Source organism: Mycobacterium sp. IDUB_39, from assembly GCF_055419205.1.
In genome coordinates, this window is record NZ_JBVAXF010000008.1 from 201599 (window position 1) to 221501 (window position 19903).

Genomic DNA, 19903 nt, shown 5'->3' on the forward strand with positions numbered 1-19903 from the left:
CTCGACGCACCCAGTAACCTGGCCTGATGCAGGTTCTCGTCGTCGACAACTACGACAGCTTCGTGTTCAACCTCGTCCAGTACCTCGGTCAGCTGGGCGTGGACGCGCAGGTGTGGCGCAATGACGATGAGCGGCTGGCTGACCCGGACGCCGTCGCGGCACGCTACGACGGCATCCTCCTGAGCCCCGGCCCCGGCACCCCTGAGCGCGCCGGCGCGTCCATTCCGTTGGTGCGCGCGTGTGCGGCCTCGGCCACACCGCTGCTGGGCGTCTGCCTCGGCCACCAGGCCATCGGGGTGGCGTTCGGCGGCACAGTGGATCGTGCGCCCGAGCTCCTGCACGGTAAGACCAGCACCGTGCATCACACGAATGTCGGTGTGCTGAAAGGACTTCCGGATCCCTTCACCGCGACCCGTTATCACTCGCTGACCATCCTGCCCGAGACTTTGCCGGAGGTCCTCGAGGTCACCGCGCGCACCACCGGCGGTGTGATCATGGCCGTTCGGCACGTCGATCTGCCCATCCACGGCGTGCAGTTCCACCCCGAGTCGATCCTCACCGAGGGCGGCCACCGGATGCTGGCCAACTGGCTCGAGTTGTGCGGGCAGGCGCCCGCCGAGGGTCTGGTGCGTCAGCTCGAGCAGGAGGTCGCCGACACCGTTCGTGCGGCTACTGCGCGAAGCTCAGCGTGATCGGAGCGTCGAAGTTGGTCGGCGTGTTCGGCGCCGGACTCTGAGTCGCCACACCGTTTGACGGTGCACCACTGTTCTGGGCGTTCGGCAGCTTGATCAGCTCGCCGGTCCAGCCCAGTGACTGCAGCAGCGGTGCGGCGTCGTCCCAGAAGAAGTTCCGCAGGTTCGGCATGATGAACTGGTTGGCGCGCGACACCTGGATCTGAATCACGGCGTCCAGCGGAACGGGCGGTCCCGCGGCGGGATTGGTGCCGATCACGCGGCCCGCCGGCTGCGGGCTGTCGACGTCGACGGGGATGATCTTCGAGAACCCCTCGGCCTTCAGGATGTCGGTACACACCTGGACTGTCTGACCGATGCAGTCCGGAATGACCTTGCTCCCCGGGCCGGACCCCACGATGATCGTGACCTCGTTGGTGATCGCCGAGGTCGAGTTGGCGGACGGATTGGTCGCGATGACCCGGTCCTTCTGTTCGGGCAGCGAGGCCGACGACGTCCGTTTGATCTTCTCGAAGCCAGCGTCGCGGAGCTTCTCCTCCGCCTGATCGGGCGTCATCGTCGTCACGTCGGGCATGGTGGCCTGCTTGGGACCGCTCGACACGTTAATGGTGATCTGGTCCCCGGCGCTGACCGCGGTGCCGGCCTCGGGCTCGGTGCCGATGACCTGCCCGGGCTTGACCTTGGAGTCCTCCTTGGGCTGCTCGCGGGTCTCGAAGCCTCGGTTCTGCAGCGCCGCGACGGCGTCCTCGGACGTCAGTCCAGCGACGTCGGGCACCTGCTGATCGCGCGGGCTGCCGCCGATCATGTTGATGCCGACGGTGACGACCACGGTCAGGACGGCCAGGATCGCCACGACGAGCAGCCAGCGCTTGACCGTGGTGTTGCGCTCCGGCGGGCGGCCGCCCGGCCGCTGCGCCGGCATGTGAGCCGTGGACTCCCCGCGCCCGTGTGATGGCGCGGCCGCCAGCATCGAGGTGCGCTCGGCATCGGTGAACACCTTCGGGGCCTCGGGCGGTTCACCGCTGTGCACGCGGATCAGGTCGGTGCGCATCTCGGCCGCCGACTGGTAGCGGTTCTCCGGGTTCTTCGCCAGCGCCTTGAGCACGACGGCGTCGAGCTCTGGGCTGATGCCGGCGTGCCGTGCCGAGGGTGGCACCGGATCCTCGCGGACGTGCTGGTAGGCGACCGCGACGGGCGAATCGCCGACGAACGGCGGCTCACCGGTCAGCATCTCGTAGAGCACGCAGCCCAGCGAGTAGACGTCGGAACGCGAGTCGACCTTCTCGCCGCGTGCCTGCTCCGGTGAGAGGTACTGCGCGGTGCCGATGACGGCGGCCGTCTGGGTCACGCTGTTGCCGGTGTCGGCCAGCGCGCGGGCGATGCCGAAGTCCATCACCTTCACAGCGCCGCCCTTGCTGATCATGATGTTGGCGGGCTTGACGTCGCGGTGGATGATGCCGTGCTGGTGGCTGAAGTTCAGCGCCTGGCAGGCGTCGGCGATGACCTCGAGGGCACGTCGCGGCTCCATCGGACCCTCGGAGTGCACGATGTCGCGCAACGTCACGCCGTCGACGTACTCCATGACGATGTAGGGCAGCGGACCGGTCGCGGTCACGGCCTCCCCCGTGTCGTACACAGCGACGATCGCGGGATGGTTCAGCGCGGCGGCGTTCTGTGCCTCTCGGCGGAAACGCAGATAGAAGCTCGGGTCGCGGGCCAGGTCTGCGCGCAGCACTTTGACCGCGACGTCGCGGTGCAACCGCGTGTCGCGTGCGAGGTGGACCTCGGACATGCCGCCGAACCCGAGGATGTCACCGAGTTCGTAGCGGTCAGACAGGTGCTGGGGCGTAGTCATCGGTTTGTCTGCTCGTGCGCGGCTTCGGAATGGGCCGCGGCTTGAACCCCACCTTCCCTGATCAGACCCGGATCGGTCCAATCAGGGCCCAGCCAGGACGGCGCGGGCATGGCGGATGGCGACGGCGGTGGCACGATCGTTGTGCTGGTGTTGGTGATCGTCGTCGGCGACGGCTGGTTGTCCTTGCGGTCCTGGGCGTTGAGCACGATCAGGATCGCGATGACGATGGCCAGCGCCCCGAGCACACCGGCCGCCCACAGCAGGGCCCGCTGTCCCGAGGAGAAGGTGCGCCGCGGCGGAGGTGCCGGCCGGTGATTGCCGGTCGCCGGACGCGGCCGCGCCACGGTGGGCGGCTTGCTGGTGAAGTCGGCGGCGGAGCGTGCCTGCGCACCCGACGGGATCGCCGCGGGTGTGGCCCGGCCGATGGTCGGCGCCTGGTTGGGCCGCGGAGGCCGTCGTCCCGCACGCACCGCGGCGACGGCGTCGGCGAACGCGCCGCCGGTGCTGTACCGAAGGCCCGGGGACTTGGCCAGGGTGATCTCGATGAGCTCGCGCACGTTCGGCGGCAGATCGGCAGGCAGCGGAGCCGGCTGCTCCTTGATGTGCTTCATGGCCACCGTCAGCGCACCGTCGCCGGTGAACGGACGTCGACCCGAAACCGACTCGTAGCCAACGACTCCCAGCGAGTACACGTCACTGGCAGCGGTGGCGTCGTGACCGAGGGCCTGCTCGGGCGCGATGTACTGGGCGGTGCCCATCACCATGCCGGTCTGCGTCACCGGTGCCGCGTCGACAGCCTTGGCGATACCGAAGTCGGTGAGCTTCACCTGCCCGGTGGGCGTGATCATGATGTTGCCCGGCTTGACGTCGCGGTGCACGAGTCCGGCGGTGTGTGCGACCTGCAGCGCGCGGCCGGTCTGCTCGAGCATGTCGAGCGCGTGCCGCAGCGACAGCCGGCCGGTGCGCTTGATGACCGCGTTGAGCGGTTCGCCGTTGACGAGCTCCATCACCAGGTAGGCGGTGCGGCCCTCACCGTCGAGCTCGGTCTCGCCGTAGTCGTACACGCTCGCGATGCCGGGGTGGTTGAGCATCGCGACGGTGCGCGCCTCGGCGCGGAAACGCTCGACGAACTCGGGGTCGGTCGAGTACTCGGCCTTGAGGACCTTGATCGCGACCTGACGTCCTAGTCGGCTGTCGAGGCCCTCCCAGACCTGGCCCATGCCGCCGGTGGCGATGAGTCGCTGCAACCGGTAACGGTCGGACAGCGTCACTCCGACGCGCGCGCTCATGATTCCTCCCGCAGCGCAGCTGCGATGGTGGCCCGGCCGATCGGTGCAGCCAGTGCCCCGCCGGTGGCGGACAAACGGTCGCCACCATTCTCCACGAGGACGGCAACAGCCACCTTGGGCGCCTTGGCCGGCGCAAACGCGATGTACCAGGCATGCGGCGGTGTGTTTCGGGGGTCGGTCCCGTGCTCCGCCGTACCGGTCTTGGATGCGATCTGCACGCCGGCGATGGCCCCCTTCTGTTGAGTCACCTTTTCGGCGTCAATCATCAGGTCCGTAAGTGTAGTGGCGACCTGGGAAGACACCGCTCGGCGTGCTTCGTGAGGGGTCGTCGTGGCGATATTGGACAGGTCAGGCCCCTTGAGATCGGCGACCAGATACGGGTCCATGGCGACGCCGTCGTTGGCGACGGTCGCGGCCACGACGGCGTTCTGCAACGGAGTGAGTGCGACATCCCGCTGCCCGATGCTGGACATGCCGAGAGCGGCGCCGTCGCTGATCGGTCCGACGGTGGACTCGACCACCTGCAGCGGAATTGGTGGTGTGGGGGTGTCGATGCCGAAGGCCTGCGCGGTGCTGCGCAGCGCGTCGGCGCCGGTGTCGATGCCGAGCTGGACGAAGGCGGTGTTGCAGGACTTGGCGAACGCCTCACGCAGCGAGACGGTCGGGCCGTTGCCGCACGCCGAGCCGCCGTAGTTCTCCAGCGTTGCGGTGCTGTCGGGCAACGGAATCCGAGCCGCGGACGTGAGCTGGGTGTCGGGGTTGGCACCCGCCGCAAGCGCCGCGGCGGTGGTGATGACCTTGAACGTGGACCCGGGCGGGTAGGTCTCCGAGATCGCGCGGTTCACCAGCGGCGAGTTCGGGTCGTCACGCAGCCGCTCCCACGCCTCGGACTGCGAGTCGACGTCGTGCGAGGACAGCACGTTTGGGTCGTAGGACGGTGAGGACACCATCGCCAGGATCTTGCCGGTCGAGGGCTCCAGCGCCACCACCGAGCCCTTGCAGGGACCGTTGCAGGCCTCCGAGATGGCCTCCCACGCGGCAAGCTGCACCTGCGGGTTGATCGTGGTGCCGACGTTCCCGCCGCGGGGGTCACGGCCGGTGAAGAAGTCGGCCAGCCGCCTGCCGAACAGCCGCTCATCGGAGCCGTTAAGCACCGAGTCCTCGGCCCGCTCCAGGCCCGTGCTCGAGTACCGAAGCGAGTAGAAGCCCGTCACCGGCGCATAGGCCTGAGGGTTGGGATACACGCGCAGGAACCGGAAGTGCCCGTTGGTGGACACCGAGTACGCCAGCAGCTGGCCGCCGGCGGTGATCTGGCCCCGCTGGCGGGAGTACTCGTCGAGCAGGACGCGCTGATTGCGAGGATCTGACCGCAGACCGTCGGCGGTGAAGACCTGGGTCAACGTGGCGTTGCCCAGCAGCAGCACGATCAGCGCCATGATCGCCACGGAGATGCGACGCAGGGAGGTGTTCATACCTTCGAGATCACCTCCGTGTTGGCGGCGGCGATCGGTGTGGGATTGGGCCCGGCGTCGGAGATCGGACGACGGGCAGAGTGCGAGATGACCATCAGGATGGCCAGCAGCACGTAGTTGGCCAGCAGCGAGGAGCCGCCGTAGGACATCCACGGGGTGGTCAGGCCGGTGAGCGGAATCAGCTTGGTGACACCGCCGACCACGATGAACAACTGGATGGCCAGCGTGGAGGCCAGTCCGGCGGCGAGCAGCTTGCCGAAGCTGTCCCGCACGGCGATCGCGGTGCGCATGCCGCGCACGATCAGGATCGTGTAGAGCATCAGGACGCCGGCGAAGCCGACCAGACCGAGCTCCTCGCCGATCGCGGCGATGATGAAGTCGGTGGACGCCGCGGGCACGGTGCCGGGCTGGCCGTTGCCCAGGCCGGTGCCGAAGATGCCACCGGTGGCGAAGCTGAACAGTGACTGCACCATCTGGTAGCCGGCGCCGTCGGGGTCGGCGAACGGGTCGAGCCAGTTCTGCACCCGGATCTGGACGTGGCTGAACGCGAAGTAGGCCACGACGCTGCCCGCGGCGAACAGGGTGAGCCCCAACAGAACCCAGCTGATCCGGTCGGTGGCGATGTACACCAGCACGAGGAACGACGCGTACAGCAGAAGCGACGTGCCGAGGTCCTTCTCGAAGACCATGACACCGATCGAGGCCACCCACGCCACAAGCAGTGGCGCGAGGTCACGCGGTCGTGGGAGGTTCATGCCGAGCACGTGCTTGCCCGCGCTGGTGAACAGGCTGCGCTTGGACACCAGGACTGCGGCGAAGAAGATCAGCAGCAGGATCTTGGAGAACTCGGCGGGCTGAATCGAGAAGCCGGGCAGCCGAATCCAGATCTTCGCGCCGCCCTGCTCGGAGTACTCGCTGGGCAGCAGTGCCGGAATCAGCAGGAGCACGAGGCCGGTCAGGCCGCAGATGTAGCCGTAGCGGGCCAGCACGCGATGGTCCCGCAGGAAGATGACGACGAGCGAGAACGCGACAACGCCGACCAGTGTCCACAGCATCTGCTGGTTGGCGCTGGGACCGCGAGCCGCACCCGAGGCCATCGGGCCGGCGGCGAGGTCGAGGCGGTGAATCATCACCAGTCCCAAGCCATTCAGCAGCGCGACGACGGGCAGTAGCAGAGGGTCGGCGTAGGGCGCGAAACGGCGCACCGCCAGGTGCGCGCCCGTGAACAGCGCGAGGTAGGCGACGGCGTACTGCAGCAGATCCCAACTCAGGCCCTGTTCCTGGTTGGCCTCCACGATGAGCAGCGCGACCGTCGTGATGACGGCAGCGAACGCCAGCAGGACCAGTTCAGCATTCCGCCGGTTGGGCATTGGCGGAACTACGGTGACGGCGGCCTGCGGCGCGGTGCTCATGACACCGCCCGGCAAGTGGTGCCCGGCTCCTGCGGTGGGGGAGGCAGCGCCGTCACGGTCGGCGACGGCGTGGGCGGGGGCGGTGGCGCGGGCGATGCCGGCGGCGGTGGTGCCGGCGTGGTGACGGTCTTCGGTGTCTCCGGTGCCGGGCCGGGCAGTGGCCCGCGAGGAGTTGTGGTGGTGGGGGTGCCCCCCGCGGTCGGGGCGGGAGCGGTGGTGGTCGTCGTCGGCCGCGCCGGCGCGCAGATCGGCAGGAGCGAGGACGGCCCGAGATCCCGAAGCTGGCGGATGGCGTCGTCGACGCTGCCCGCGGGCAGACCGGCTGCAACCTGGGCGCGTTCGGACTGACGCAGGTCGCCGACCTTGAGCGGCTGGCAGTTGGAGCGGTCGTCGTCGACGGCGATGATCCGGATGTCGTTGCGGTTGTCGAGGCAGGCGATGCGGAACGGCTGCTGCAGCGGCATACCGAGCAGCGAGCCCTGCACGCCACGCATGATGTAGACGGCGCCGTCATGCTCGGCGACGTAGTAGTTGCTGCGAATCACCATGCGCCCCACGAACAATCCGGCGGCGACGAGCAGGATCAGCAGGATCGCGATGATGAGCATCTTGCGGCGCGAACGCGGCTTCTTCGCCGACTCGGGCTCGACGGCGGGGCGCTTGGTGGGTGTGGCGCGCTTGGGATTGAACGCCGATGCGCGTCCGGCGGAGGTGTTGGGCGGCGCGGACTGGTCGTCGTCGCCGGACACTGCGCCGGCCAGGATGGGCTGGGTCTGGCCGTAACCGTGGTCGACAACGTCGGCGACCACCACGGTGACGTTGTCGGGGCCGCCGCCGCGCAGCGCCAATTCGATGAGTCGGTCCGCACTCTCGGCGACGTTCTCGATCTGCAGCGCGTCCTGGATGGTCTCGTGACTGACGGGGTCCGACAGCCCGTCGGAACACAGCAGGTATCGGTCGCCGACCTTGGCCTCGCGCACGATGAGTGTGGGCTCGACCTCATGACCCGTCAGAGCCCGCATGATCAGCGAGCGCTGCGGGTGACTGTGTGCCTCCTCGGCGGTGATGCGGCCCTCGTCGACCAGGGTTTGGACGAACGTGTCGTCCTTGGTGATCTGGGTGAGCTCGCCGTCACGAAGCAGATAGCCCCGGGAGTCACCGACGTGGACGAGCCCAAGGCGGTTGCCCGCGAACAGGATCGCGGTCAGTGTGGTCCCCATGCCCTCGAGCTCGGGATCGGACTCGACGTGTGCGGCGATCGCCGCGTTGCCCTCGTGCACGGCGTTGTCGAGCTGACTGAGCAGATCGCCGCCCGGCTCGTCGTCGTCGAGATGGGCCAGCGCGGCGATGACCAGCTGTGAGGCCACCTCGCCCGCCGCATGCCCGCCCATGCCGTCGGCCAGGGCAAGCAGGCGCGCGCCGGCGTACACGGAGTCCTCGTTGTTGGCTCGGACCAGGCCGCGGTCACTGCGCGCCGCGTAGCGGAGGACGAGCGTCACGGGCGCAGCTCGATTACCGTCTTGCCGACTCGAACCGGCGTCCCCATCGGAACCCTTACCGCTGTCGTCACCTTCGCCCTGTCAAGGTATGTGCCGTTGGTCGATCCTAGGTCTTCGACGTACCATTCCGTCCCTCGCTGGGACAGCCGCGCGTGCCGTGTCGAGGCGTAGTCGTCGGTGAGTACCAGCGTGGAGTCATCAGCGCGGCCGATGAGGACCGGCTGAGTGCCCAGGGTGATGCGGGTGCCGGTCAGGGCGCCCTCGGTGACGACGAGCTGCCGGACGACGCTGCGATGCTGACGGCTCGGCAGCAGCGTGCCCCGCAGCGCGAGCCCACGCTTGACCATGACGGCGCCGGTGGGTGCGTAGATGTCAGTCCGAAGGGTCCGCAGCACCGCCCAGATGAACAGCCACAGGAGCAATAGGAAACCGACGCGCGTCAGCTGCAGAACTAGCCCCTGCATCCGACGTCCCTTCCGTCACCGTCCCGCTGTGGCACCCAACCTCTGCACCGAGCCACGGGCCGTGTCACTCCTGCCAGCGGATCGGCTCGGTCACCGTAGGCAACGTCACGATACTGGGTGCTGGGATCGGAGTGAGCGGGAAGCGAACAGCTTCGCGGGGCCGTGACCCGTTCGCGTCCTCAGTGAACCCGAACGACGATCTCGGAATGGCCCAGTCGAATCACGTCGCCGTCGGCCAGCTGCCACTCCTGCACCGGCGCGTTGTTCACGGTGGTGCCGTTGGTGGAGTTGAGGTCCGACAGCAGCGCGACCTGCCCATCCCAGCGGATCTCGAGGTGGCGACGCGAGACCCCGGTGTCAGGCAGCCGGAACTGAGCGTCCTGACCGCGGCCGATCACGTTGGCGCCCTCGCGCAGCTGGTAGGTACGGCCGCTGCCGTCGTCGAGCTGCAGCGTCACGTTGGCACCGGCGACACCGGGAGCGGCGTATCCCGCGCCGTAGCCACCCTGGCCGTAGCCCGCATCGGCGTAGCCGCCGCCGTAACCCTGGTCGCCGTAGCCCGCGGGTGCGGCCGGCTGGCCGTACTGCTGTTCGCCGTAGCCGGGCTGGCCGTAGTCCTGACGGTAGGCCTGACCGCTGTATCCCCCCTGGTCGGGGTAGCCGCCCTGCTCGGGATACCCACCCTGCTCGGGATACCCACCCTGGTCCGGGTAGGCCGGGCGCGCCTCGGGCCGACCGTAGTCGTCGTGGCGCGGGGCCTGACGGCCGTAGTCATAGTCGCCGGCGGGAGCGCCGGGGGCGGGGTAACCGCCAGCGGGTGCGCCGTAGCCACCCTGGGCCGGCGGGTATCCCTCGGTGTAGCCGCCCGCGGGGGGCTGGCCGTAACCGCCAGCCGGCGGACGCTGCTCATAGGACGGCGGTGGGTAGCCCTGCTCGGGGTAGCCACCCTGCTCGTAGCCGCCCTGCTCCGGGTAACCGCCCTGCTCCGGGTAGCCGCCCTGCTCGTACCCGGGCTGACGCGGCGGGTAGCCGGGCGCCGGTTGGCCCTGCGGGGGGTATCCACCCTGCTCGGGAGGCTGCGGACGGCGGGGCTCCTCGCCCGGGCGGCCGTAGTCGTAGTACTCGTCGCCGGGCTGCTGGCCTGGTCCCTGGCCGCCGCCGCGATGGCTCGGGTTGTCAGTCATCGGAGGAACTCCTGGTTCTGCGGTGTTCGCGCGGTCTGGTTGTGGGGCGGGTGCGCCCGTCGAGTCTCGGTCGGTCGAGTCGGGATCGACCGCTCCACGTACGCGGAATTGGCCGGTGTGCAGGTTCGGTGACGGTTCGAATCTGACGACCACCTCACCATACGTTTGCCATCCTTGGTCATGGATGTATCCCTCCAGGTGTCTGGCAAAACTGGTCGACGTGAGGTCGGGGTCGGCGCTCACCTTCTGATAGTCCGGCACACTGAGGGTAATGACGTAGGCGTTCGGTGCCAAAATGTGGCCGCCGCCCAGTTGGCGCACCTTGGCCTCGGCTTCACCCTGGAGCATCGCCTCGACTTCCTGCGGCACGATCGCACCGCCGAACACGCGGGCGAACGCGTCGCCGATGCTCGACTCGAGTCTGCGTTCGAAGCGGCCGACCAAACCCATGTCTGCCTCTCCCCTCGTTCGTCGTCGCTGCCGGTTCCCGCACCTCTGCGTGTCGTGGAGCCTGATGCCTGTAGGCATGGTATCGGCGATGCCCGTTGTCGCGTGACAAACAGATCTCTGAGAATCTGATCACGGCAGGTCAAGGGGATGTTTTCGCCGTGATCTGCACGGTTGGGGAACGAGCCGGTGTGCGTGATAGCCTTTCGGACGTTGTCGGGGCGAGTGGCGGAATGGCAGACGCGCTGGCTTCAGGTGCCAGTGTCCTTCGGGACGTGGGGGTTCAAGTCCCCCTTCGCCCACAACTAGCGGTCGCACCAACCGCAGCGCAAAGGTCGCGGACTCTCTTGAGTCCGCGACCTTTGTGTTTGGCGGGGACCTGCGAGGCAATCGCGATGCCCGTGCCACCTCGACACCCTGGACTCGTTGCAGGCGAAGCGAGCCGAAGCGGCGTCAGGATTCCGCCGGCGTGCTTGAGGCCTCGCCCGCCCTCGCTGCGTCTACTGGACGTGACTCGATGGCCGGCATCTTCGCACTCACGTGGAGCTCAATCGTTTCATCCGGTCGAGTTCGTCCACGTCGTAGAGGGAGATGCCGCGCGTATCGCGCAGTGCCAGCGTGGCAATTCCGGTGACTAGTGCGGCGGCGGAGATATACACCGCGATCGGCACCCATGAATTGAATCGACTCAGCAGCAGGGTTGCGACGATTGGTGCGAGTGACCCGGCGAAGATCGACGTCACCTGATAGCCCAGCGACACTCCCGAGTACCGCAACCGCGTCGGGAACATCTCGGCCATCAGCGCCGGTTCGGGTGCATACATCATCGCGTGTGCCACCAACCCGGTGACGATCGCACCGAACACCAGCCAGTCGTTGCCCGTGTCGAACATGGGGAACGCGGCGAATCCCCAGAACGCGGCCAGAAGTAGCCCAGTCACGAACACCGGCTTGCGGCCAACGGTGTCCGCCAGGCGGCCGAAGAGCGGAATTATCGCGGCATGGACGACGTGGGCGCACAGCAGCAGCAGCAGAATCTTTGAGGTGCTCTCGTGCACTTGTGTGCTGAGGTAAGTGATGGAGAACGTGACGGCCGCGTAGTAGAGGACGTTCTCACAGAACCGCAGCCCCATCGCGGTGAAGACCTTGCCGGGGTACTGGCGCAGCACCTCGATGACACCGTACGAGGACTTCGCAGTTTCCTTGGCGGCGGTCGCCTCTTGAAGGTTCTGGGCTTGCGCCTCCTGGAAGATCGCCGCATCGGAAACCTTGGTGCGAATGTAGTAGCCAATCGCGACGATGACGACGGAGAGCCAGAAACCAACCCGCCAGCCCCATGCCAAGAATGTCTCAGGGCTCTGGACCTTTGACAGCACTAGCAGGATCACGGTGGCCATCAGCGCGCCGATGGGGAGCGCGGCCTGCGGCCAACTGGACCAATAGGCTCGCGACTTGTCTGGCGCATGCTCTGCCACGAGCAGGACGGCTCCTCCCCACTCGCCGCCAACTGCGATGCCCTGCACAAATCGCAAGACCGCCAGCAGTATCGGTGCTGCATAACCGATCTGGTCGTATGTCGGCAGACAGCCCATTGCGAATGTTGACGCGCCAACGAGCACGATCGCCAACTGGAGGAGCTTCTTGCGGCCGTACTTGTCGCCGAAGTGCCCGAAGACAATCCCGCCGAGCGGCCGAGCTATGAAGCCGACCGCATAGGTCAGGAAGGCGTTGATGATGTTCTCTAGCGGGTCATTGGAGGGCGGAAAGAAGATCTGACTGAACACCAGCGTCGCCGCGGTCGCGTAGAGGAAGAACTCGTACCACTCGACGATCGTTCCTGCCATCGATGCCCGCACCACTCGTCGTAATGCTGATCGCCTCTCGGGCTCCAACTCGATCGACGCCTCGGCCACCATTCGACACTCCCTTTCAGGTCACCGCCTCACGGCGGGGGCGCCCACAGTGGGTGGGCAGGTTCACAGCTTGAGTCTGGTCACACCCCCACCGGAAGTGTCATCAACGCACAGCGGTGTGCGCAGATGAGCAGAGTGCATCGAGACCAATGCCTCGAACACGCCGTCAGCGCGCGAAAAGCCCTGATAACGTTCTACTTCCGAGGTATGGCCCAGATCGGTTTGCTGCAGCGAAACCGGCTTGCGCCGTCCGGAAAACCACATCGTCCCCATACAAAATGCCGAGCGGACATTGGAGACTCGCTGTGCCAGACGGCTCCGCCCCGACATATGACGACGACCGCCCAAGCGATGTATTCCCTTGGGACAGCATTCAATTCTTCCTCGAGGTGGTCCGAAAGCGGACGCTAACGCGCGCTGCGCGCCGACTGGGCGTCTCGCACACCACGGTGTTGCGGCGTATCGCACGCCTTGAGCGTGAACTCGATGTCAAGTTGTTTGACCGCCGTACGTCCGGGTTCACCCTCACGCCGGCAGGTCGTGATCTACTTCAGCGAGCCGAGGGAATGGAGCACGCGGCCGACGAGATCTTCCGATCGGCCAGCACACCAAGTCGAATTGCGGGGCCGGTTCGGATTGCCTCGGTCGAAGGTTTGGCCATCAAGGTTCTCGCCCCGGCGCTGGTCCAGTTTGCCGAACGACACCCTGAGATTGCTGTCGAGCTGGTGAGCATGATGCATCCCGCCAACCTCAACCTCCGTGAGGTTGACATCTCAATCGGTCCCGCCAAGCCGTCTGGTCCCCGGCTGACGTCCCGAGTGCTGGCCCGATGCGATGTCCATCTGTACGCGTCGCGCGGGTATGTCAGCGCCTTCGGTGAACCGACATCGGTAGAGGATCTCGGCGAGCACCGTTTCGTGGACTACATCGAGGACTTGATCGAACTGCCAGAGTTGAGTTGGCTGACTGAAACCATTGGCCGTCGCGAAGTGGCGTATCGCAGCACCAGCCCACTCGTACAACTTGAAGCCGTGCGGCGCGGAGTGGGAATCGGGATGTTCCCCGGATACATGGCCGTTTCAGAGCCCCAATTGGTCACGGTGCTTCCCGACCGTCTCAGAGCTGAGCGCAGCTATTGGATAGCTATGCCGACCGACCTGTGGCGCGTGCCTCGGATGGAAGCCGCTGCGCGATTCCTCGCCAGCACTCTGACAGAGAGTTTCGGCTTCCACCCGTAGGTCACGCGCGCTCCATTTACACGAAGGATTCGATGAGAGCGTCGACCTCTGCCTGCGACGGACCCTTCGAGCGGGCGTTTGGCCGCGGCCCAGTGGTGTAGCCGACCAGCAGCAGCAATTCGTCGGATCGCGGCGCATCGGGGACCACGACGGGCAGCGAATCCATGGCGTCAAGATCCCATCCCTCATCGAGGGGGCCGAAGATCACATCGATCGGCGTGCCGGGTCCTGCAACCTTGGCGTTCCCCGGGATGAGGACCTTGCCCCGGCGCAGTGTCGCCCGCATCGCCATCCCAAGCCGCGGATGGATCAGCGCCGCGCCGTGTTCGACGGCGCCGTCCGTGCCAATCAGTGCGGCCTTACCGTACGCGCGAATGGCGGAGGCATCGCCCAGTCGGTCAAGCGCCCGTGTCGTGAGAACTTCACCCAGCCTCACTGACAGCTCGACAAGCGGCGCGATGTCCGCGGTAACACTTGAGCCCGCGAGCGGGTTCTTCGCGACGGCGCCGACCACGATACGTCTGAGTTCCGGCTCGACCGGCTGGCCGTTCTCCTGCCGGATCTCCTCCTCGAAATGAACGAACTTGCGGACGCTGAGTACGGCGGACATCAATTGCTCCTCTGTATCGGTGAGACAAACTTCCACCTCGAAAGGTTATGAGGCGCAACGTAGATCAACTACCGTCAGATCTGAATCCCGCTGTGCAGAAGTGGAGAGAGGCAAGTCGTGACTGCGGCTGGCCGCGCGTGCCACCGCCTGCGTGTCGGCGACGGCCCTCATCATGCTGAAAGCTCGCTGTGTTAACAATATGAGCCCCGAGCGCGGTCCCCCGCGCCTGCGTCCGCACCGGACCCGTCGGGACTGGAAACCACGAGAGGACCCAATGACACCCACCCGCTTCGGCGTTGCCCTCACCGCTGCAGTTCTCGCGGCGTCCACACTGAGTGGCTGCTCGGAGGTCACCGACATTAGGGACGCGGCCTCCAGCGCGGTCGAGCAGGTCGTTGCGTCGGGCACCGAGAAGATCACCGAGGCCGTGTCGGGCAATCTGTTCACCGCCGAGGGTATCGACGCCGCGTACTCGGCGATCTCGGAGAAGGTCGGCGCCAGTCCGATGCAGGTGGTGGAGGTGAGCATCGCCCCCGGGGTGCTGGCGGTCGAGGCCGTCGACCCGAACGCCCCGGCCGAACTCAATCAGTGGAGCTACACCGCGGGCACGGTCGGGCCGTCCCGCCCTGTCGACTATGACGACGACACAGAAGCGCTACAGCAGAACCTCTTCGCCATCGATGAGGTTGCCACCAGCGCCATCGTGACGGCCATCAACGGTGCGGTGGCGGCAAGCGAGATCGAGGGTGGCGAGGTCCAAAGCGTGAGCATCAAGCGAAACATGCCGTTCGACGCGAACGTGATGATGTTCATCAACGTCAAGGGCGAGCGCAGCAGCAAGCAGGTGCGCGCGGACGTCGCCGGGCAGATCACCGACGTCGTCTGAGCGGGCCGTTGGCCGGATGGCGCTGTGTTCTAGCGACGTAACCGGCCGTCGTCTATCCAGCGGCGAGTGGCGCCGTTGAGCGCGACGATGATCAGGGTGATCGGCAGTATCACGCTGATCAGGGTGCTCAGCGGGCTCGCACCCGACGTCGGCAGCACGCCGGAACGCACTGCGTACTCCAGGAACTGGAACACCACTATCGCGAGTGCCGCGCCAGCGGTGACCCATCGGCCCGCCGGATTGCGCCGCATCAGCAGCACCGCGCCGACGACGAGCACTGCGGCGCTGAGGATTCGAACGATGCCCTCGAAGATCAGGAATCCGGGGACCCACTCGCGTATGGCGTTTCCGGCGTCGGAGATTTCAGACGACAGGGCGATGTAGCCGATGCAGGCGAATGCCTGGAACAACGCGATGATCAGGCTGAGCACGATGGCCGTGACTGCGGTGCCCGAGCTCGCGGGTCGGGGCGGTGGGTAGGGGTAGCCGGGGTATTGCTGCGGATAGCCCGGGTGCTGATACCCCGGCGGCGGGTACTGGTGGGGTGCGTACGGCTGCTGCGGGTACGGACCCGCCGGGTAGGGCTGCTGCGGCGGGCCGGGTGGAGGAGGACCCCAGTGCGGCCCGGGTTGCTGCTGCCACGGGTTCATGCGCGCTGACGCTAGCACCGGTTCCACAGGTAGGGCGGCCTGTCTCGGCACCACAGGAGCCCGGCGTGTGCGGACACAGAAGAGGGGCACCCGAAAAAAATCGAGTGCCCCTCCTGCGATCTGCCGATCGTCAGCGGCTCTGATGCACCGTGGTGTCGACCTGCGGAGCGTGAGCCCTCGGCTGGATGTCATAGAGCCAGCCATGGTGGTCGATGCCGGCCGGGGCTACCTGCAGAATTGCCATCGCGCTGGCCGCGGGCACGGCGCTGGTGGCGTCCGTGGTGCTGTCGGCCTGAGCCGGTGCGGCGAGTCCGAGGACCGCGGCGGCCAGTCCCCCGGCGAGCACTGAGGCGAATCCAAACTTCTTCATGTCATTCCCACTTCCCTGAAGTCAACCGGCCCGGGTGTTTCTCGTGCCGGTCTGATAAAAGGAACGACCAGTTCAGGGCACAAATTTCCGGTGGCAGCAATTGACCGACGGGTGGCAGGAATGGACCTACTTGAACCGGGCCTCGCACAGGTCGCGGTCACCGCTGAGACCCGAGCGGTAGGCGATGATCCTGGTGAAGCCGCCAGGCACCGTTTGGCTGTCGACGTTGCTCGCCGCCAGTCCGTTGGTGAGCAGACCCGCGACGGCCTCGTCCAGGTCACCGGCGGTCAATGTGAGGCTCTGACCGCTGGGCAGCTCGACGGTGTCGGACATCGCGGCCTGGGCGACGCCGGTGAGGCATGCCGTGCGCAGGGCCGAGGCCGGTGTGTTCAGCGCGTCGCCGTTCTCATGCTGGAGGGCAAGGGCGTACCGCGACGTGAGCACCGACAACGCGGTGTTGTCGCCCTGCAGCAGAACGTAATTGGACTCGTCGGCGGCCTCCCCCATCTGCTGCAGCGCGCCGACATCCACCGCGATGGTGTTGGTCGACGGGCAGTATGACGTCGGTGGGACGGGCTGCGCGTCCGGACATGCGGCGGGCTCGTAGGACAACGTGGGCGCCTCGGACGGCTGGTACACCTCGCCGAGCGTCTCCATCAACAGGGCGAGGATGTCCTCGTCGAGGGTGACCTCGCCGCTCTGCACGTCACCGTTGTCATCGAACGGCAGGGCGATCGGCAGGTCGCCGCGCCGCGTCTCGATCTCGTCCATGTCGATTCGGGCGCACTCGGACGCGCCGGAGGTGAAGCCCATCTGGAAGGCGCTGATCCGGTCGAGCGCGGTGCCGTGGCCGTCCTCGACGAAATCGATGTCCTGCGGCCCGAGTACCGGGTCACGCAGCGTGATCGCCGCAGCGAGAACGTGATTGAGCCCGTCGCCGGTACTGAGATTGAACCGGGGGGAGTTGCCCTCGGCGACCCAGCGGACATAGGTGCCCGCGAAGCAGTCGGCCTGCTGTTCCATGACCAGGACGGGGGTGTCGTCAGCCACCAGCCCGGCCATGTGCTGTACGGCGTGGCCGTACTCGTGGGCCATCAGCGCGGCGACTGAGACATCGCCGAAGAACTCCCGGCCGATCGGCACCATCACCCCGCGGTCCCACGCCATGATCTCCTTGCTCGGGCAGTAGAAGGCGTTGGGTTCGCCGTAGGTGTCGGTGTTGCACACCATCGGACTCGACGGGTCGTCGGAGTCGTAGGACAGCAGGTTCTCGATGGGGGCGAAGGTGCCGTCAAGGTCGCCGTAGTTCTGCCCCCAGAACTCGGCGATGTCGTTGACCGACAGCAGTGCCAACTTGTCGATGTCGCCACCGTCGCTGCCCTGCACCTCGCCGGTCGGCTGCGGCGCGTCGTCCTTGACGCCGCTGGGACCGTCCTGCGCCGGCAGCCCGCCGGCCCGGAACGGGTCGTAGAGCGTGGACACGGCCTGACCCTGGGTGACCGGGGAGCATCCCGCGATCAGCGCTGCCACACATGCGGCGCTGATGGCCGCCACCACTCTGCTGTGTCGTTTCATGTCCTGACGATCTTCTGATTCCGGTGTGAGCTAGCCGAGATTATCCCGAGCCCCGGAAGTTGGGGGCGGCTTGATCAGCGGCGATGCGGTGGGGGAGCACTCAGGGCGCGACACGCGGAGCACGTCTTTACCCGCCGAGCGGCGCGGGCAAACCTCGCCGATCTATTTTGCCGGAGCAGGTTGTGAGAACGGAAAGTGCGCTCTTACCAGACCATTAGACGCAGTACCCCAAGGTCTTAGGTTTGCGGCATAGCGTCGATCTCAACAGTTCGACGGCGCTACGGAAGGCGGCACATGACCACCACGATCGAGGACTTCCGCTACGGCATCTCCGCACAGGATGACGAGGGTGCGTTGGTTCGTGCGTACAGCCGCCAGCTGGCGACCGTTGTGAGCGTCAGCGGCGTGGTCGACGGCCACAACCTCGACCAGGTGTTGGCCCGCGTCGAGTGCCACGTTCTCGACGACGACTTCATTCTCGACCTCGGTGGCCTTGACGCCGTGAGCGCTGAAAGCCACGACCTCGTCTGCGCCGTGGAGCGTGCGTGCCGTGCGGCGGGTGTGCAGTGGATTCTGGTGGCCGCCGACGAGGTGGTCGACGGACTGGGTCTGGACGCCGAGCAGGTCAGCTGTGCGGTGGCGCAGTCGGTACGCGAGGCGCTGCGGTTCTTCGCCGATGTCTCGGGTGTGCGCCGACGGATTCTGCTGCCGTTGCTCGGCAGGACCGCCTGAACCGACCGACACTGGAATTCATCGGAGGCAACACGTGGCCAAAACGCGCGGGACGCTGGGCACCTTCCACTACGGCAACCCGGTCTACGAGTGCGACGGCGCGCTGATCCGCGCGCACAGCCGAAGGCTGGCCACCGTGGTGAGCGTCAGCGGTGAGTTGTCAGCGCGCAACCTCGACCGGGTGGCGTCGCGGGTGGGCCGCTTCGTGATCGAGGAGAGTGATTTCGTCCTGGACCTGGGCGGGCTGGAGGCAGTCGACGCCGAGTGCCGTTCGCTCATCCACGTCGTCGACGACGCGTGCCGCCTTGCGGGTGTCGAATGGGTGCTGGTGGCCGCTGACGACGTCGCCGACGTGCTGGGTCTCGACGATGACGAGGTCAGTTGTTCGGGTGCACGCTCGGTGCCCGCGGCACTGCGCCTCTTCGCCGACGCGGCCAACGCGCGGCACCGTGCCATGTTGCCGCTGCTCCGCAGGACGGCCTAGAACGTGCCCAACGGCATCCCGGTGATGGTGGTCACCGTCGGCTCCTGATAAGGATTGACGGTGGGAAAGAACCAGCGTTCGAAGATCGTCATGTCCGACGACGAGATCACCGAGTTCATCGATCGCAGCCGCACGGCCACGATGGCGACGGTCTCGGCCGGGGGGCGGCCGCACCTGGTCGCCATGTGGTACGCCGTCCTCGACGGTGAGATCTGGTTCGAGACCAAGGCCAAATCGCAGAAGGCCGTGAACCTGCGCCGTGACCCGACGATCACCGTGATGATCGAGGACGGCGACACCTACGACACGTTGCGCGGCGTCTCGATCGACGGCACCGCCGAGATCGTGGACAGCGACCCGGATCTGCTGCACCGTGTGGGCGTCAGTGTGTGGGAGCGCTACACCGGCCCCTACACCGACGAGATGAAGCCGTTCGTCGACCAGATGATGAACAACCGCGTCGCGGTGCGGGTGGTGCCGTCCCGGCTGCGCAGCTGGGATCACCGCAAGCTCGGTCTGCCCGAGATGCCGGTCGGTGGCTCGACCGCGCAGTACCTGGGCTGAGATGGCTGCGCCCAAACGGCCGGATCAGCTGGACTCACCGGTCCTTCCGGTGATCTTCCGGCACGTCGGCCGCGCCCAGGTCTGGATCTACCGGCGCACGGGTGGCCGGATCGGTGGGAAGTGGCGAGTGGGAGCGGGCTTCCGCAAGCCGGTGCCCACGCTGCTGCTCGACCACGTGGGGCGGAAGTCGGGCAGGTCGTTCACTGTGCCGTTGCTCTACATCCACGACGGCGACGACGTGGTCATCGTCGCGTCGCAGGGCGGCCGACCCGAGCACCCGCAGTGGTACCGCAACCTGGTCGCCAACCCCGACACCCACATCCAGATCGGTGCGCGGCGAAGCGCTGTTCACGCGGTAGTGGCTGGTGCCGAGGAGCGGAAGCGGTTGTGGCCCAGCCTCGTCGAGGCCTACGCGGACTTCGACACCTACCAGAGTTGGACCGAGCGGGAGATCCCGGTGGTGGTGCTGCGGCCGCGCTAGCGGAACGCGGCGGCTGATATAGATCGAGGTAGTCCTTCTCAAATGCCTCCGGAGGTGTCAGGAAGGGATCGGTAACTGATTCCTTG

The 19903-nt window shown here is 66.8% G+C and carries 20 protein-coding genes, 1 tRNA gene and 1 pseudogene; 9 read left to right on the forward strand and 13 right to left on the reverse strand.

The genetic code is table 11. The annotated features are described in order from the left end of the window. Positions 1–26: 26 nt before the first annotated feature. Positions 27–692: an aminodeoxychorismate/anthranilate synthase component II gene (locus ACZY0X_RS27130; RefSeq protein ID WP_463774820.1), complete on the forward strand. Its 666-nt coding sequence runs from the start codon at positions 27–29 to the stop codon at positions 690–692. On the opposite strand, the gene pknB is transcribed toward ACZY0X_RS27130, so the two are convergent. The 7 genes from pknB to ACZY0X_RS27165 form a co-directional block, all read right to left on the reverse strand. After that, complete coding sequence (pknB, locus tag ACZY0X_RS27135) at positions 670–2547, reverse strand: Stk1 family PASTA domain-containing Ser/Thr kinase (RefSeq protein WP_463774821.1); 1878 nt, start codon at positions 2545–2547, stop codon at positions 670–672. The two genes, ACZY0X_RS27130 and pknB, sit on opposite strands and share 23 nt — an antisense overlap. Then, complete coding sequence (locus ACZY0X_RS27140) at positions 2544–3836, reverse strand: protein kinase domain-containing protein (protein ID WP_463774823.1); 1293 nt, start codon at positions 3834–3836, stop codon at positions 2544–2546. The genes pknB and ACZY0X_RS27140 overlap by 4 nt, the downstream gene beginning before the upstream one ends. Further along, entirely contained in the window at positions 3833–5308 is a 1476-nt protein-coding gene (pbpA, locus tag ACZY0X_RS27145) for a D,D-transpeptidase PbpA (protein ID WP_463774824.1), read from the reverse strand. Before pbpA ends, ACZY0X_RS27140 begins: the two co-directional genes overlap by 4 nt. Next, positions 5305–6720, reverse strand: coding sequence for an FtsW/RodA/SpoVE family cell cycle protein (locus tag ACZY0X_RS27150; protein ID WP_463774825.1), 1416 nt, complete (start codon positions 6718–6720; stop codon positions 5305–5307). Before ACZY0X_RS27150 ends, pbpA begins: the two co-directional genes overlap by 4 nt. Further along, the gene (locus ACZY0X_RS27155; RefSeq protein ID WP_463774827.1) at positions 6717–8219 is read right to left on the reverse strand and encodes a PP2C family protein-serine/threonine phosphatase; all 1503 of its coding nucleotides are present in this window, start codon (positions 8217–8219) and stop codon (positions 6717–6719) included. Before ACZY0X_RS27155 ends, ACZY0X_RS27150 begins: the two co-directional genes overlap by 4 nt. Beyond that, positions 8216–8683, reverse strand: a complete 468-nt coding sequence (locus tag ACZY0X_RS27160) for an FHA domain-containing protein FhaB/FipA (RefSeq protein ID WP_241402241.1) — start codon at positions 8681–8683, stop codon at positions 8216–8218. The genes ACZY0X_RS27155 and ACZY0X_RS27160 overlap by 4 nt, the downstream gene beginning before the upstream one ends. Positions 8684–8862: 179 nt before the next feature. Next, the gene (locus ACZY0X_RS27165) at positions 8863–10317 is read right to left on the reverse strand and encodes a DUF3662 and FHA domain-containing protein (RefSeq protein ID WP_463774829.1); all 1455 of its coding nucleotides are present in this window, start codon (positions 10315–10317) and stop codon (positions 8863–8865) included. 216 nt (positions 10318–10533) lie between these two features. Here ACZY0X_RS27165 and ACZY0X_RS27170 point away from each other — a divergent pair. After that, positions 10534–10616: transfer RNA gene (locus ACZY0X_RS27170), tRNA-Leu, on the forward strand. A gap of 234 nt (positions 10617–10850) precedes the next feature. Here ACZY0X_RS27170 and ACZY0X_RS27175 read toward each other — a convergent pair. Then, entirely contained in the window at positions 10851–12230 is a 1380-nt protein-coding gene (locus tag ACZY0X_RS27175) for an MFS transporter (RefSeq protein ID WP_463774830.1), read from the reverse strand. Positions 12231–12290: 60 nt separating this feature from the next. Further along, positions 12291–12491 carry a hypothetical protein gene (locus ACZY0X_RS27180; RefSeq protein ID WP_463774863.1) on the reverse strand — a complete coding sequence of 67 codons (201 nt, stop codon included), beginning with the start codon at positions 12489–12491 and terminating at the stop codon, positions 12291–12293. 14 nt (positions 12492–12505) lie between these two features. On the opposite strand from ACZY0X_RS27180, the pseudogene ACZY0X_RS27185 reads away from it, so the two are divergent. Beyond that, positions 12506–12757 (forward strand): annotated as a pseudogene (locus ACZY0X_RS27185) (helix-turn-helix domain-containing protein); the annotation flags it as partial. 36 nt (positions 12758–12793) lie between these two features. Beyond that, on the forward strand, positions 12794–13465 hold the full coding sequence (locus tag ACZY0X_RS27190) for a LysR substrate-binding domain-containing protein (protein WP_463774862.1): 672 nt from the start codon (positions 12794–12796) through the stop codon (positions 13463–13465). Positions 13466–13481: 16 nt separating this feature from the next. Here ACZY0X_RS27190 and ACZY0X_RS27195 read toward each other — a convergent pair whose 3' ends face one another. After that, positions 13482–14075 (reverse strand): amino acid synthesis family protein, encoded by a 594-nt coding sequence (locus ACZY0X_RS27195; RefSeq protein ID WP_463774832.1) that lies wholly within the window; start codon positions 14073–14075, stop codon positions 13482–13484. Positions 14076–14349: 274 nt separating this feature from the next. Here ACZY0X_RS27195 and ACZY0X_RS27200 point away from each other — a divergent pair, with 274 nt between their 5' ends. Next, on the forward strand, positions 14350–14961 hold the full coding sequence (locus ACZY0X_RS27200; protein ID WP_463774833.1) for a hypothetical protein: 612 nt from the start codon (positions 14350–14352) through the stop codon (positions 14959–14961). A gap of 29 nt (positions 14962–14990) precedes the next feature. On the opposite strand, the gene ACZY0X_RS27205 is transcribed toward ACZY0X_RS27200, so the two are convergent. The 3 genes from ACZY0X_RS27205 to ACZY0X_RS27215 all read right to left on the reverse strand — a co-directional run bounded on the left by ACZY0X_RS27205 (position 14991) and on the right by ACZY0X_RS27215 (position 17556). Continuing rightward, a complete protein-coding gene (locus ACZY0X_RS27205; RefSeq protein WP_463774834.1) occupies positions 14991–15611 on the reverse strand; it encodes a hypothetical protein in 621 nt (206 codons plus the stop codon). Between the two features lie 130 nt (positions 15612–15741). Further along, positions 15742–15981 (reverse strand): hypothetical protein, encoded by a 240-nt coding sequence (locus ACZY0X_RS27210; protein ID WP_463774836.1) that lies wholly within the window; start codon positions 15979–15981, stop codon positions 15742–15744. Between the two features lie 126 nt (positions 15982–16107). After that, positions 16108–17556: a neutral zinc metallopeptidase gene (locus ACZY0X_RS27215; protein ID WP_463774837.1), complete on the reverse strand. Its 1449-nt coding sequence runs from the start codon at positions 17554–17556 to the stop codon at positions 16108–16110. A gap of 294 nt (positions 17557–17850) precedes the next feature. Between ACZY0X_RS27215 and ACZY0X_RS27220 the strand changes: the two genes are divergently transcribed. Genes ACZY0X_RS27220 through ACZY0X_RS27235 form a run of 4 tightly spaced genes read left to right on the forward strand, consistent with a single transcriptional unit; the run spans position 17851 to position 19817 of the window. Further along, positions 17851–18288 carry an STAS domain-containing protein gene (locus ACZY0X_RS27220; RefSeq protein ID WP_463774838.1) on the forward strand — a complete coding sequence of 146 codons (438 nt, stop codon included), beginning with the start codon at positions 17851–17853 and terminating at the stop codon, positions 18286–18288. A gap of 34 nt (positions 18289–18322) precedes the next feature. Then, positions 18323–18772 carry an STAS domain-containing protein gene (locus ACZY0X_RS27225; protein WP_463774840.1) on the forward strand — a complete coding sequence of 150 codons (450 nt, stop codon included), beginning with the start codon at positions 18323–18325 and terminating at the stop codon, positions 18770–18772. Positions 18773–18832: 60 nt separating this feature from the next. Continuing rightward, entirely contained in the window at positions 18833–19336 is a 504-nt protein-coding gene (locus tag ACZY0X_RS27230; RefSeq protein ID WP_463774841.1) for a pyridoxamine 5'-phosphate oxidase family protein, read from the forward strand. Position 19337: 1 nt separating this feature from the next. Continuing rightward, positions 19338–19817 (forward strand): nitroreductase family deazaflavin-dependent oxidoreductase, encoded by a 480-nt coding sequence (locus ACZY0X_RS27235; RefSeq protein ID WP_463774842.1) that lies wholly within the window; start codon positions 19338–19340, stop codon positions 19815–19817. The last annotated feature ends 86 nt before the right edge of the window (positions 19818–19903 follow it).

Excerpts from the sequence above, each read along its gene's own strand:
- ACZY0X_RS27130 (WP_463774820.1), top strand. The coding sequence starts at position 27 with ATGCAGGTTCTCGTCGTCGACAACTACGACAGCTTCGTGTTCAACCTC.
- pknB (WP_463774821.1), bottom strand. The coding sequence starts at position 2,547 with ATGACTACGCCCCAGCACCTGTCTGACCGCTACGAACTCGGTGACATC.
- ACZY0X_RS27140 (WP_463774823.1), bottom strand. The coding sequence starts at position 3,836 with ATGAGCGCGCGCGTCGGAGTGACGCTGTCCGACCGTTACCGGTTGCAG.
- pbpA (WP_463774824.1), bottom strand. The coding sequence starts at position 5,308 with ATGAACACCTCCCTGCGTCGCATCTCCGTGGCGATCATGGCGCTGATC.
- ACZY0X_RS27150 (WP_463774825.1), bottom strand. The coding sequence starts at position 6,720 with ATGAGCACCGCGCCGCAGGCCGCCGTCACCGTAGTTCCGCCAATGCCC.
- ACZY0X_RS27160 (WP_241402241.1), bottom strand. The coding sequence starts at position 8,683 with ATGCAGGGGCTAGTTCTGCAGCTGACGCGCGTCGGTTTCCTATTGCTC.
- ACZY0X_RS27165 (WP_463774829.1), bottom strand. The coding sequence starts at position 10,317 with ATGGGTTTGGTCGGCCGCTTCGAACGCAGACTCGAGTCGAGCATCGGC.
- ACZY0X_RS27175 (WP_463774830.1), bottom strand. The coding sequence starts at position 12,230 with ATGGTGGCCGAGGCGTCGATCGAGTTGGAGCCCGAGAGGCGATCAGCA.
- ACZY0X_RS27180 (WP_463774863.1), bottom strand. The coding sequence starts at position 12,491 with ATGTGGTTTTCCGGACGGCGCAAGCCGGTTTCGCTGCAGCAAACCGAT.
- ACZY0X_RS27190 (WP_463774862.1), top strand. The coding sequence starts at position 12,794 with ATGGAGCACGCGGCCGACGAGATCTTCCGATCGGCCAGCACACCAAGT.
- ACZY0X_RS27195 (WP_463774832.1), bottom strand. The coding sequence starts at position 14,075 with ATGTCCGCCGTACTCAGCGTCCGCAAGTTCGTTCATTTCGAGGAGGAG.
- ACZY0X_RS27200 (WP_463774833.1), top strand. The coding sequence starts at position 14,350 with ATGACACCCACCCGCTTCGGCGTTGCCCTCACCGCTGCAGTTCTCGCG.
- ACZY0X_RS27205 (WP_463774834.1), bottom strand. The coding sequence starts at position 15,611 with ATGAACCCGTGGCAGCAGCAACCCGGGCCGCACTGGGGTCCTCCTCCA.
- ACZY0X_RS27210 (WP_463774836.1), bottom strand. The coding sequence starts at position 15,981 with ATGAAGAAGTTTGGATTCGCCTCAGTGCTCGCCGGGGGACTGGCCGCC.
- ACZY0X_RS27215 (WP_463774837.1), bottom strand. The coding sequence starts at position 17,556 with ATGAAACGACACAGCAGAGTGGTGGCGGCCATCAGCGCCGCATGTGTG.
- ACZY0X_RS27220 (WP_463774838.1), top strand. The coding sequence starts at position 17,851 with ATGACCACCACGATCGAGGACTTCCGCTACGGCATCTCCGCACAGGAT.
- ACZY0X_RS27235 (WP_463774842.1), top strand. The coding sequence starts at position 19,338 with ATGGCTGCGCCCAAACGGCCGGATCAGCTGGACTCACCGGTCCTTCCG.